The 13,284-nt window shown below is 61.1% G+C and carries 9 protein-coding genes; 1 reads left to right on the top strand and 8 read right to left on the bottom strand.

Going from position 1 to position 13,284, the window contains the following annotated elements:
* Positions 1–212 precede the first annotated feature (212 nt).
* The gene (locus tag ACIPL0_RS18225; RefSeq protein WP_400601948.1) at positions 213–2,087 is read left to right on the top strand and encodes a SurA N-terminal domain-containing protein; all 1,875 of its coding nucleotides are present in this window, start codon (positions 213–215) and stop codon (positions 2,085–2,087) included.
* A 188-nt stretch (positions 2,088–2,275) separates the two neighbouring features.
* Here the strand turns inward: ACIPL0_RS18225 and fabI are convergent, their stop codons facing one another.
* From fabI to gloB, 8 genes are all read right to left on the bottom strand, one after another.
* The gene (gene fabI, locus ACIPL0_RS18230) at positions 2,276–3,070 is read right to left on the bottom strand and encodes an enoyl-ACP reductase FabI (protein ID WP_400601946.1); all 795 of its coding nucleotides are present in this window, start codon (positions 3,068–3,070) and stop codon (positions 2,276–2,278) included.
* A 13-nt stretch (positions 3,071–3,083) separates the two neighbouring features.
* On the bottom strand, positions 3,084–4,700 hold the full coding sequence (locus ACIPL0_RS18235) for an ABC transporter ATP-binding protein (RefSeq protein ID WP_400601944.1): 1,617 nt from the start codon (positions 4,698–4,700) through the stop codon (positions 3,084–3,086).
* 1 nt (position 4,701) lies between these two features.
* A complete protein-coding gene (locus ACIPL0_RS18240) occupies positions 4,702–5,721 on the bottom strand; it encodes an ABC transporter permease (protein WP_400601943.1) in 1,020 nt (339 codons plus the stop codon).
* A 1-nt stretch (position 5,722) separates the two neighbouring features.
* Positions 5,723–6,796, bottom strand: coding sequence for a microcin C ABC transporter permease YejB (locus tag ACIPL0_RS18245; RefSeq protein WP_400601942.1), 1,074 nt, complete (start codon positions 6,794–6,796; stop codon positions 5,723–5,725).
* Between the two features lies 1 nt (position 6,797).
* Positions 6,798–8,666 carry an extracellular solute-binding protein gene (locus tag ACIPL0_RS18250; protein ID WP_400601941.1) on the bottom strand — a complete coding sequence of 623 codons (1,869 nt, stop codon included), beginning with the start codon at positions 8,664–8,666 and terminating at the stop codon, positions 6,798–6,800.
* Entirely contained in the window at positions 8,663–10,492 is a 1,830-nt protein-coding gene (locus ACIPL0_RS18255) for an extracellular solute-binding protein (protein ID WP_400601940.1), read from the bottom strand. The genes ACIPL0_RS18250 and ACIPL0_RS18255 overlap by 4 nt, the downstream gene beginning before the upstream one ends.
* A gap of 225 nt (positions 10,493–10,717) precedes the next feature.
* Positions 10,718–12,331: a LysM peptidoglycan-binding domain-containing protein gene (locus tag ACIPL0_RS18260; RefSeq protein ID WP_400601938.1), complete on the bottom strand. Its 1,614-nt coding sequence runs from the start codon at positions 12,329–12,331 to the stop codon at positions 10,718–10,720.
* A gap of 99 nt (positions 12,332–12,430) precedes the next feature.
* Positions 12,431–13,210 (bottom strand): hydroxyacylglutathione hydrolase, encoded by a 780-nt coding sequence (gene gloB / locus ACIPL0_RS18265; RefSeq protein ID WP_400601937.1) that lies wholly within the window; start codon positions 13,208–13,210, stop codon positions 12,431–12,433.
* Positions 13,211–13,284: the final 74 nt, after the last annotated feature.

The following is a 13,284-nucleotide window of genomic DNA, read 5'->3' on the forward strand; positions in this document are numbered from 1 at the left end:
GCGTTACCTCTGTTCTGGTGGTGAAGCGGCAAGTGCGGTTGGTCCAGCGCCGGCCTGTCACCTCAGGGAACGCACATTCGAACCCTGTCCGCTCCACACGTTACGAGAAGGCGCATCCTCGGATGCGCCTTTCTTCTATCCGGAATCTACCCACGCTCCGCTTTACCGTGTGCCGCAGCTTGGTGAGTCGAGTAAAGCCCTCTGGGGGACGCATGCTGCAGAATATCAGGGACAATTCACAAGGCTGGATTGCCAAGACCATCATCGGAGTCATCGTGGTTCTGATGGCCCTGACCGGTTTCGATGCCATTTTCAGGGCAACCAGTCACTCTCAGGACGCTGCCAAGGTCAACGGCGACGAAATCAGCCTGAACGACCTGGGCCAGGCGGTCGAAATGCAACGCCGTCAGCTCATGCAACAGCTGGGCAAGGATTTCGATCCGGCCATGCTCAACGAAAAGATGCTGCGTGACTCGGCGCTCAAGGGCCTGATCGATCGCAAGCTGCTGCTGCAAGGTGCAGCCGATTCGAAGTTCGGCTTCTCTGAAGCGGCGCTGGATCAACAGATCCTGATGACGCCTGAATTCCAGGTCGACGGCAAATTCAGTGCCGACCGTTTCGATCAGGTCATTCGCCAGCTCGGCTACAGCCGCATGCAGTTCCGCCAGATCCTCGGTCAGGAAATGCTGATCGGCCAGATCCGTGCCGGTATCGCAGGCAGTGCCTTCATCACCGACGCTCAGGTCGACGCTTTCGCCCGTCTGGAAAAACAGACCCGTGATTTCGCCACCCTGACCCTGCCGGCCGATCCGTCGAACGTCAAAGTCAGCGATGACGAAATCAAGGCGCACTACGACCAGCACGCCAAGGAATTCCTCAGCCCTGAGCAAGTCGTGGTCGACTACATCGAGCTGAAGAAGTCGTCGTTCTTCGATAAGGTGTCGGTGAAGGATGAAGACCTGCAGGCGGCGTATCAAAAAGAAATCGCCAACCTGGCCGAGCAGCGCCGCGCCGCTCACATCCTGATCGAAGTCAACGACAAGACCAGCGATGCCCAGGCGAAGGCCAAGCTGGAAGAAGTCCAGCAGCGTCTGGCCAAGGGTGAAGACTTCGCCGCGCTGGCCAAGGAGTTCTCGCAGGACCCGGGCTCGTCGAGCAAGGGCGGCGATCTGGGCTATGCCGGCAAGGGTGTCTATGACCCGGCCTTCGAAGACGCGCTGTACGCGCTGAACAAGGACCAGGTGTCGGCGCCGGTGCGCAGTCAGTTCGGCTGGCACCTGATCAAGCTGCTGGGCGTCGAAGCACCGTCGGTGCCGACCTTCGCCAGCCTGAAGGACAAGCTGACCCGCGAACTGAAGTCGCAACAGGTCGAGCAGAAGTACGTCGAAGCGAGCAAGAAGCTGGAAGACGCCGCATTCGAAGCGTCCGACCTGGCGCAGCCTGCGCAGGACCTGGGCCTGAAAGTGCAGACGACTGCGCCATTCGGTCGTGAAGGCGGCGAAGGCATTGCGGCCAACCGTGCCGTGATTCAAGCCGCGTTCAGCACCGAGGTGATGGAAGAAGGGTCCAACAGCTCGGCGCTGGAACTTGATCCTGAAACCGTAGTGGTGGTTCGCGTCAAGGAGCACCGTCAACCGGAGCAACTGCCGCTGGAAGCCGTTTCCGATGCCATTCGTGCGCAGTTGGTCAAGAACCACGCCAGCGACGCGGTGAAGGGCAAGGGCGAGACCCTGCTGGCGGGTCTGCGTGACGGCAAGGTGCCGTACAGCGCGACCAAGCAGGAAGGTCAGAACTGGAAAGTCGTCGAAGCGGCCTCCCGTGGCCAGGAAGGCGTCGATCCGCAAGTCCTGCAGGCGCTGTTCCGCATGCCCAAGCCGGAAGGCAAGGACAAGCCGGTTTACGCCAGCCTGACCGCCGCAGACGGTAGTTTCGTGATCGTGCGCCTCAATGGCGTGAATCAGGCGACGCCTGCCAGCGATGCCGAGAAATCGCAGTACCGTCGCTTCCTGGCGTCCCGTGAGGGCCAGCAGGACTTCGCCGCGTACCGTGCGCAACTGGAAGCGGCCGCGAAGATCGAGAAATACTGATCCTCGCGTCACGCTGACAACAAAAAGCCCCGGCTCGTGAGAGCCGGGGCTTTTTGTTTGCATCCGGTTTTACACTGATCCTGTAGGAGCCGGCTTGCTGGCGAATGCGTCGGGTCAGTCACACAGATGTCGACTGACGCTCCGCAAATCGCCAGCAAGCCGGCTCCTACAGAGTCGATCAGCGTCTGTCAGTCCTGCAGATCACCCATCGCGGTGGTGTTGAAGCCACCGTCGACGTACATGATTTCACCGCTGACACCAGAGGCCAGGTCGGAGCACAGGAAGGCGCCGGCGTTGCCGACTTCGTCGATGGTCACGTTGCGGCGCAGTGGGGTCTGGGCTTCGTTGGCATCCAGCATCTTGCGGAAGTTCTTGATGCCGGAAGCGGCCAGGGTGCGGATCGGGCCGGCGGATACGGCGTTGACGCGGGTGCCGTCCGGGCCGAGGCTGCGGGCCAGGTAACGAACGCCGGCTTCCAGGCTGGCTTTGGCCATGCCCATGACGTTGTAGTTCGGCATGGTGCGCTCGGCGCCCAGGTAGGACAGTGTCAGCAGGCTGCCATTGCGGCCTTTCATCAGCTCGCGGCCGGCTTTGGCCAGCGCGACGAAGCTGTAGGCGCTGATGTCGTGGGCAATGCGGAAGCCGTCACGGGTAGTGGCTTCGGTGAAGTCGCCATCCAGTTGGTCGCCCGGGGCGAAGCCTACGGAGTGCACGATGCAGTCCAGGCCGTCCCACTTCTTGCTCAGCTCTTCGAAGACCTTGGCGATTTCTTCATCGCTGGCCACGTCGCAAGGGAAGCACAGCTCGGCGCTCGAACCCCAGCCTGCGGCGAACTCTTCCACGCGGCCGCGCAGTTTTTCGTTCTGGTAGGTGAAGGCAAGCTCGGCGCCCTCGCGATGCATGGCGGCGGCGATGCCGGATGCGATGGACAGTTTGCTGGCGACACCGACGATCAGGACGCGCTTACCGGCGAGAAAACCCATGGTTTTTTCCTCTTCAGGTTAAATCGACAGCTGCCGGCGCCAGGAAGGCGGCCTCCAGCAGCTGCTGTGTATAAGGATGTTGCGGTGCGGCGAAGATATCCTCTGCCACACCCTGTTCGACCACTTGGCCTTGCTTGACCACCATCAACTGGTGGCTCAGTGCTTTGACTACCGCCAGGTCATGGCTGATAAACAAATATGTCAGGTTGTACTTGGTTTGCAGGGAGCGCAAAAGCTCCACCACTTGACGCTGAACCGTCCGGTCGAGGGCCGAAGTTGGCTCGTCCAGTAAAATCAGCGCCGGTTTTAACACTAATGCCCTTGCAATGGCGATCCTTTGCCGCTGACCACCGGAAAATTCATGGGGGTAGCGGTGCCGGGTTGCCGGATCCAGACCTACCTCCTTGAGCGCTTCGATCACTGCCGCTTCCTGCTCGACCGGCGTGCCGATCTTGTGAATACGCAGGCCTTCGCCAACGATGTCACACACCGACATGCGCGGGCTCAGGCTGCCGAACGGGTCCTGAAACACCACCTGCATCTGCCGTCGCAATGGGCGTACCTGTTGCTGCTTGAGGCAGGCCAGCGACTCGCCCTGAAAGCGGATTTCGCCTTCGCTGCGAATCAGCCGCAGAATCGCCAGCCCCAATGTCGACTTGCCCGAGCCGCTTTCGCCGACGATCCCCAGCGTCTGCCCACGGGGCAGGCTGAAGTGGATGCCGTCCACGGCCTTGACGTGATCGACCGTGCGTTTGAACACGCCTTTCTTGATCGGAAACCAGACTCGCAGGTCATCGACTTCCAGCAACGGCGCGCCCGGCACGTTGTTTGCCGGCCCGCCTTTGGGCTCGGCACTGAGCAATTCTTTGGTGTACGGATGCTGCGGCGAACGGAACAGCTCTTCGCACGATGCCTGTTCGACGATGCAACCGCGCTGCATGACACATACTCTGTGCGCAATTTGTCGAACCACGTTCAAATCGTGGCTGATCAGCAACAGCGCCATGCCCAGACGCGCCTGCAATTCCTTGAGCAGTTTGAGGATTTTCAGCTGTACCGTGACGTCCAGCGCCGTGGTCGGCTCGTCGGCGATCAGCAGTTCCGGCTCGTTGGCCAGGGCCATGGCGATCATTACCCGCTGACGCTGACCACCAGACAGCTCATGGGGCAGGGCCTTGAGACGTTTTGTCGGTTCGGGAATGCCGACCAGCTCCAGCAACTCCAGGGTGCGCCGGGTCGCGGCTTTGCCGGTCAGGCCCTTGTGCAGGCCCAGCACCTCGTTGATCTGCTTTTCGATCGATTGCAGCGGGTTCAGCGAGGTCATCGGCTCCTGGAAGATCATCGCGATGCGGTTGCCACGAATGGCGCGCATGCGTTTCTCGCTGACGGTCAGCAGCTCGTTGCCGGCGTACTGGATCGTGCCGGTCGGATGCTGCGCCAACGGGTAAGGCAGCAGGCGCAGGATCGAGTGGGCGGTGACCGACTTGCCCGAGCCGCTTTCACCCACCAGCGCCAGGGTTTCGCCCTTGCGGATATCGAAGCTGATGCCTTCGACCACGCGCTGGGTTTTTTGGCCAGTGACGAATTCGACGGCCAGGTCGCGGATTTCGATCAGATTGTCCTGATTCATCTCATTTCCTCGGGTCGAACGCGTCACGGGCGGATTCGCCGATGAACACCAGCAGACTCAACATGATTGCCAGCACGGCAAAAGCGCTCATGCCCAGCCACGGGGCTTGCAGGTTGGATTTGCCCTGCGCCACCAGTTCACCCAGCGACGGCGAGCCGGCGGGCAGGCCGAAGCCGAGGAAGTCCAGCGCGGTCAGGGTGCCGATGGCGCCGGTGAGGATGAACGGCATGAAGGTCATGGTCGAGACCATGGCGTTGGGCAGGATGTGGCGGAACATGATCGCGCCGTTCTGCATGCCCAGCGCCCGTGCTGCGCGCACGTATTCCAGGTTGCGACCGCGCAGGAACTCCGCGCGCACCACGTCGACCAGGCTCATCCACGAAAACAGCAGCATGATGCCCAGCAGCCACCAGAAGTTGGGCTGCACGAAGCTGGCGAGGATGATCAGCAGGTACAGCACCGGCAGGCCCGACCAGATTTCCAGAAAGCGCTGACCAACCAGATCGACCCAGCCGCCATAGAAGCCTTGCAGGGCGCCGGCGATCACGCCGACGACCGAGCTGAGCAGGGTCAGGGTCAGGGCGAACAGCACCGACACGCGGAAGCCGTAGATCACCCGTGCCAGCACGTCACGGCCCTGATCGTCGGTACCCAGCAAGTTGTCCCGGGACGGCGGTGCCGGGGCAGGGACTTTCAGGTCGTAGTTGATGCTCTGGTAGCTGAACGGAATAGGCGCCCACAGGGTCCAGCCGTCTTTCGCCGCGATCAGCTCCTTGATGTACGGGCTCTTGTAGTTGGCTTCCAGCGGGAATTCGCCGCCGAAGGTGGTTTCCGGGTAGCGTTCGAGCACCGGGAAGTACCAGTGGCCGTCGTAGCGCACCGCCAGCGGCTTGTCGTTGGCGATCAGTTCGGCGCCCAGGCTGAGGACGAACAGGATCAGGAACAGCCACAGCGACCACCAGCCACGTTTGTTGGCCTTGAACCGCTCGAAACGTCGGCGGTTGAGAGGGGACAGACTCATATCAATGCTCCCTGCGGTCGAAGTCGATACGTGGATCAACCAGGGTGTAGGTCAGGTCACCGATCAGCTTCACCACCAGCCCCAACAGGGTGAAGATGAACAGAGTGCCGAACACTACCGGGTAGTCACGGTTGATCGCGGCTTCAAAACTCATCAGGCCCAGGCCGTCGAGGGAGAAGATCACCTCCACCAGCAGCGAGCCGGTGAAGAAGATGCCGATGAACGCCGATGGAAAACCGGCGATCACCAGCAGCATCGCGTTGCGGAATACATGGCCGTAGAGCACGCGGCTTTGGGTCAGGCCCTTGGCCTTGGCGGTGATCACGTACTGCTTGCCGATTTCGTCGAGGAAGCTGTTCTTGGTCAGCAGGGTCATGGTGGCGAAGTTACCGATCACCAGTGCGGTGATCGGCAATACCAGATGCCAGAAGTAATCGCCGATCTTGCCAGCCCAGGTCAGCTCGTCGAAATTGCTCGATGTCAGGCCTCGCAACGGGAACCAGTCGAAGTAACTGCCACCGGCGAACACCACGATCAACAGGATGGCGAACAGGAACGCCGGGATGGCATAGCCGACGATGATCGCCGAACTGGTCCAGACGTCGAACTGGCTGCCGTGGCGGGTCGCCTTGGCGATCCCCAGCGGGATCGACACCAGGTACATGATCAGCGTGCTCCACAGGCCGAGCGAGATCGACACCGGCATCTTCTCGGCGATCAGGTCGATGACCTTGGCATCGCGGAAAAAGCTCTCGCCGAAGTCCAGCCGCGAGTAGTTCTTGACCATGATCCACAAGCGTTCCGGCGCCGATTTGTCGAAGCCGTACATGTGCTCGATTTCCTTGATCAGGCTGGGGTCCAGGCCTTGGGCGCCGCGGTAGGTCGAGCCCGCCACCGAAACCTCGGCACCGCCGCCGGCAATGCGGCTGGTGGCGCCTTCGAAGCCTTCCAGCTTGGCGATCATCTGTTCTACCGGGCCGCCGGGGGCGGCCTGGATGATCACGAAGTTGATCAGCAGGATGCCGAACAGGGTCGGAATGATCAGCAGCAGACGCCGCAGAATGTACGCCAGCATGTTATTGCTCCGTGCCGCTTGCAGGGGCAGCTTCGGACGCGGCCGGATCGGCGGCGGTCTGCACCGGAATGGCCGGTTTCGCGTCGGGCTTGACCCACCAGGTCATGCTGCCGATGTCGTACAGCGGTGTGCGTTTTGGATGACCGAGATGATCCCAGTAGGCCAGGCGCCAGGTCTTGATGTGCCAGTTGGGGATCACGTAGTAGCCCCAGAGCAGCGCACGGTCGAGGGCGCGGGTATGGTCGATCAGGCTCTGCCGCGAATCGGCGTTGATCAGGCCGCTGACCAGCGCGTCGACGGCCGGATCTTTCAGGCCGATCAGGTTATAGCTGCCCGGTTTGTCGGCGGCCGACGAGTCCCAGTATTCGCGCTGTTCGTTACCCGGCGAACTGGACTGCGGGAAGCTGCCGACGATCATGTCGTAATCCCGCGAGCGGCGGCGGGTGACGTATTGCGAGACGTCGACCCGGCGGATTTCCAGGTTGATGCCGATGTCGGCGAGGTTGCGCTTGAACGGCAGCAATACTCGCTCGAATTCGGTCTGGGCCAGCAGGAATTCGATGCTGACCGGCTTGCCCTCGGTGTCGACCATCTTGTCGCCGACGATCTTCCAGCCTGCTTCCTTGAGCAGTGCAAAGGCCTTGCGCTGCTGATCGCGGATGATGCCGCTGCCATCGGTGACCGGCAATTTGAATTCTTCGGTGAAGACCGAGGGCGGCAGCTTGTCGCGCAGCGGTTCGAGGATTTTCAGCTCGGCTTCGGTAGGCAGGCCGCGCGAGCCCATGTCGGAGTTGTCGAAATAGCTCTTGGTGCGGGTGTAGGAACCGAAGAACAGCTGCTTGTTGGTCCATTCGAAGTCCAGCAACAGGCTCAGCGCCTGACGCACGCGGGCGTCCTGGAACATCGGTTTGCGCAGGTTGAAGATGAAGCCCTGCATGCCCTGCGGGTTGCCATTGGGGATCTCTTCCTTGATCAACCGGCCTTCGCGCACGGCCGGCACGTCGTAGGCGGTGGCCCAGTTCTTCGCGGTCATTTCCTGCCAGAAGTCGAACGCACCGGCTTTCAGGGCTTCCAGGGCAACGGTGTTGTCGCGGTAGTAGTCGGTGGAGAGCTTGTCGAAGTTGTAGAAGCCCTTGTTCACCGGCAGGTCCTTGCCCCAGTAATCCTTGACCCGCTCGTAGCGAATGGAGCGCCCGGCCTTGACCTCGACCACCTTGTACGGTCCGCTGCCCAGCGGGATTTCCAGATTGCTCTTGCTGAAGTCGCGGCTGGCCCACCAGTGTTTCGGCAGCACCGGCAACTGGCCGATGATCAGCGGCAGCTCGCGGTTGTCGTTGTGCTTGAACTTGAAGAGGACCGTCAGCGGGTCTTCGGCGACCACCTGATCGACGTCGGCGTAGTAGCTGCGGTACAGCGGCGAGCCGTCCTTGATCAGTGTCTCGAAACTGAACACCACGTCTTCGGCACGCACCGGATGGCCATCGTTGAATTTCGCCTCGGGGCGCAGATAGAAGCGCACCCAGCTGTTGTCCGGGGCTTTCTCGATCTTGCCGGCTATCAGGCCGTATTCGGTGAACGGCTCGTCCAGGCCCTGGCGGGCGAGGGTGTCATAGATCAGGCCGATGTCATCGGCCGGCACGCCCTTGCTGATGAACGGGTTGAGGCTGTCGAAACTGCCGAAACCGGCGCTGCGCAGGATGCCGCCCTTGGGCGCGTCGGGGTTGGCGTAGTCGAAGTGTTTGAAGTCGGCCGGGTATTTCGGCGCTTCGTTGTACAGCGTGATGGCATGTTGCGGGGCTGCCTGAGTTGCACAGGCTAGGCCCAGCAGGAACAGGCCGCCAGCCCGCGAGAGGGTGCGGAGGGCAGTCATTGATTTTTCTCCGAAGGCTTGAGCCACCACGCACGCAGACCCAGGGTGTAGGGCGGGGTGGTGACCATGGCAAAGCGGTTGCGGTACGCCAGACGGTGATTGTTCAGGTACCAGTTGGGAATCATGTAGTGCTGCCAGAGCAGCACACGGTCCAGTGCTTTGGTCGCCGCGACCTGATCGTCGCGGGTCTTGGCCGCCAGTAGCTGGTTGAGCAGGTTGTCCACCACCGGATTGGCGATGCCTGCGTAATTCTTGCTGCCCTTGATGTTGGCCTGGCTGGAGTGGAAATACTGCCATTGCTCAAGGCCCGGACTGAGGGTCTGGTTGAGGGTCATCAGGATCATGTCGAAGTCGAACTGATCGAGCCGCTGCTTGTACTGCGCACGGTCGACAGTGCGCAGGCGCGCGTCGATGCCGATGCGGGTCAGGTCTTCGATGTACGGTTGCAGGATGCGTTCGAGGTTCGGGTTGACCAGCAGGATCTCAAAGCGCAGCGGTTGGCCCACGCGATTGGTCAGGCCGCGTTCGGTGTACTTCCAGCCGGCTTCGGCCAACAGGCCCAGGGCCTTGCGCAGGGTGTCGCGGGGCACGCCGCCGCCGTCGGTCTTCGACACGCTGAACGGTTGGGTGAACAGGGCCGGCGGCAGTTGTTCGCGGTATGGCGCCAGCAGCAGGAATTCGTGGCCGGCCGGCAAGTCAGTCGCGGAAAACTCGCTGTTGGGGTAGTAGCTGGTCGAGCGCTGATAGGCGTCGTTGAACAGCGTGCGGTTGGTCCACTCGAAGTTGAACATCAGCCCCAGCGCTTCGCGGACTCTGATGTCGCTGAACGTCGCACGGCGGGTGTTCATGAACAGGCCTTGGGTCTGCGTCGGGATCCGGTGCGGAATCTGCGCCTTGATCACGCGGCCATCGGCCACCGCCGGGAAGTCGTAACCGGTGGACCAGTTCTTCGCCTGGTGCTCGATGTAGATGTCGAATTCGCCGGCCTTGAATGCTTCGAAGGCCACATCGGCATCACGATAGAACTCGACTTCGACGCGATTGAAGTTGTATTTGCCGCGATTGACCGGCAGGTCCTTGCCCCAGTAATCCTTGACCCGTTCGAACACCAGGCTGCGCCCCGGGCGCACCTGAGTGATGCGGTAGGGCCCGCTGCCCAGCGGTGCTTCGAAGGTGGTTGCCTTGAAGTCGCGGTTTTTCCAGTAATGCTGTGGCAGCACCGGCAGTTCGCCAAGGCGCAGAATCAGTAATGGGTTGCCGGAGCGCTTGAACACGAAGCGAATGCGGTGGCGATTGAGGATGTCCACCCGCTGCACTTCCTGCAATGCCGTGCGGTACTGCGGGTGGCCGTCCTTGAGCAGCGTGCGGTAGGAAAAGGCCACGTCGTACGCGGTGATCGGTTTGCCGTCGTGAAAGCGCGCTTCCGGACGCAGGTTGAACACCACCCAGCTGCGGTCTTCGCTGTATTCAACGGTCTTGGCGATCAGGCCGTAACTGGAGGTCGGTTCATCGCCGGAAGGATCGTACTGGCCGGTGCCGATCATCAGCGGCTCGTTGAGTTCGCTGACCCCGTATTGACCGAAATTCGGCGTCGAAATCGGGCTGCTGCCTTTAAAGGTGTAGGGGTTGAGCGTATCGAACGTGCCGTTGGCCATGATCCGCAAGGTGCCCGCCTTCGGCGCCTCGGGATTGACCCAGTCGAAATGGGTGAAGCTGGCCGGATACTTGAGGACACCGAACTGGGCGTAACCATGGCTTTCGCTGATGGTCGCGGCGGCTGTCGTGCTCAAGGCCAGGCTGAATATCAGCAACAGGGGACGTATCAAGTCGGCGTTCGATCCAGGCAGCGGTCGGTCACAGTAGCAGCTTGTATGGGCTGGAAAAAGGGTGGGGGAGAGGCTTGGCGGCTCCTGCAGGGCGATGTGACACACGGTGGGAGCGAATTCATTCGCGATGCATTCGATCAGGCGACACATGTGTATCGGCTGTACCGGCGTCTCGCGAATGAATTCGCTCCCACGGGTGATTCAAGGCAGGTCGATGCCTTCAGATCAATGCGGCAGATAAACCGTCAGTGTCTGTCCCGGTTTCAGCGCCTGACCACTGCGCGGGTTCCAGCGCTTGAGGTGCTGCATCTCGACGTTGAAACGTTTGGCCACCAGATACAGCGAGTCGCCTTTCTGGATCTTGTACTGCGTGGCCTTGCCTTCGGCGTCCTGGCCCTTGGCCTTGCTGTCGTTTTTCGCAACGGCACGGGAGCTGGCCTTGGCGGGCTTGCTGGTGTCCTGCATGACCAGGGTCTGGCCGACCTTGAGGTTTTGGCCGGACAGCTTGTTCCAGTGTTGCAGATCCTTGACTTCAACCTTGTTGATGCGGGCGATCTGGCCCAGGTTGTCGCCTTTCTTCACTTTATAAGTGCGAGTGCGGGTCGGTTTTTCGTCGTTCTCGGCGACTTCCTCGAACACCGGCATGGCGGTTTTCATGCCCGGCTGCACCGGGATGGTCAGGGCCTGACCACGGCGCAGGTGATTGCTCGACAGCTTGTTCAAGTCCTTGATCGTCGTGGTCGACACCTTGTAGCGGCTGGCGATGCTGGCCAGGCTGTCACCCGGACGCACGCGGTATTGCTGCCAGTCCACCAGCTCTTCGGGCTTCATGTTCGACAGATTGGCGGTCAGCAATTGCGACTTGGACGTCGGCACCAGCAGATGCTGCGGGCCGTCGATGGTCAGGCGTTTCTTGAAGGCCGGGTTGAGCTGGACCAGTTCGTCTTCGTCGATGTCGGCCATGGCCGCGACTTTCGACAGGTCCATGCGCTTGTTCAGTTCGACGACTTCAAAGTAAGGCTTGTTGTCGATTGGGCTGAGGTTGACGCCATAGGCATCCGGCGACATGACCACTTGCGACAGGGCCAGCAGCTTGGGCACGTAGTCGCGGGTTTCCTGCGGCAGCGGCAGGTTCCAGTAATCGGTCGGCAGATTGAGCTTTTCGTTGCGCTCGATGGCGCGGCTGACCGTGCCTTCGCCGGCGTTGTAGGCCGCCAGGGCCAGCAGCCAGTCGCCGTTGAACATGTCGTGCAGCTTGGTCAGGTAGTCCAGCGCTGCGGTGGTGGACGCAGTGATGTCACGGCGGCCGTCGTAGAAATTGGTCTGACGCAGGTTGAAGTAGCGCCCGGTCGACGGGATGAACTGCCAGATACCGGCTGCATCGCTGCGCGACAGGGCCATCGGGTTGTAAGCGCTCTCGATGACCGGCAGCAGTGCCAGTTCCAGCGGCATATTGCGCTCTTCGAGGCGTTCGACGATGTAATGCATGTACAGGCTGCCGCGCTCGCCGGCGTTTTCAAGGAACGACGGGTTGTTGGCGAACCACAGACGTTGCTGGTCGATGCGCGGGTTGAGATCGTTGCCGTCCTGCAGCTGGAAGCCCTGACGCATGCGTTCCCAGACGTCATGAGGTGGCGCTTGCGGTACAGGTTTACGGGCGACGAAGACCGGTTTGGGCTTGACGTTGGCAGAGGGATGAGACGCGCTGGCGGAACCGCTCGGCTCCAGGCTGCCGGTGGTCTGGCAGCCTGCCAAAGTGGCGCTCGCGACAACCGCGAGCGCTTGAGCCAACCGAGTCAATGCGTCGGAATTAAAGGTTTTGCGTATGGATGACGACATTGGCTGGTGGATAGTTCCAGTCGAAAATGTCGGGCGATTCTAGAAAGCGACTCTAAAGTGGTCAACCTTTCAGAATTTTTGTGCCGATCCACCCCCGGTTTAGAACTTATCTTTCCAGGCCCGCAAGGCGGCAAAAACCGCCACGGCAGAGGCGTTGTCGGTGCCGGTCCGTTCGTCCGCTTTTTGTTTTACCGCAGGTTGCGAAGCCCGCAGGAAAGGATTGGTGCGGTGCTCCAGGGCCAGATTCGACGGCAGGCTCATGCGGTTTTCCGCGCGCCATTGCGTCACTTGCTCGAATCGGGCGACGACGTCCGGGTTGTTCGGCTCGACGGCCACTGCAAAACGCAGGTTGCTCAGGGTGTATTCGTGGGTGCAGTAGACCAGCGTGCTGTCCGGCAGGGCGCCCAGTCGGCTCAGCGATTGATGCATCTGCTCCGGCGTGCCTTCGAACAGGCGACCGCAACCGGCAGCAAACAGGGTGTCGCCACAGAACAGCAGTGGGGCCTGTGCATCGGCGTGGTAATAGGCGATGTGGCCGAGGGTGTGGCCCGGCACCGTGTAAATAATGAAGTCGAGGCCGAGCACACTGATCTGCTGCTTGTCGTCCAGGGCCACGTCGCGGGCCGGAATCTTCTCGCCGGCCGGGCCGTAGACCCGGGCGTCGGTGGCATTTTTCAGTTGTTCGACGCCGCCGGTATGATCGGCATGATGGTGAGTGACCAGGATGTCGCTCAGTTGCCATCCCGGATTGCGCTCAAGCCAGGCCAGTACCGGCGCCGCATCGCCCGGATCGACCACCGCGCAACGCTTGCTGGCATTGTCTTGTAACAACCAGATGTAGTTGTCGCTGAAAGCAGGCAGGGCATCGATCTGTATCATGGCGCGATTCACTTGTCTGGAAACAAAGAGCAATCTTAGAGTCTGAACAGGTTCCAGGCGAGTACCTCGCAAGC

Origin of the sequence: Pseudomonas sp. NPDC090208, assembly GCF_044746785.1 — a bacterium.
Taxonomy (GTDB): Bacteria; Pseudomonadota; Gammaproteobacteria; order Pseudomonadales; family Pseudomonadaceae; genus Aquipseudomonas.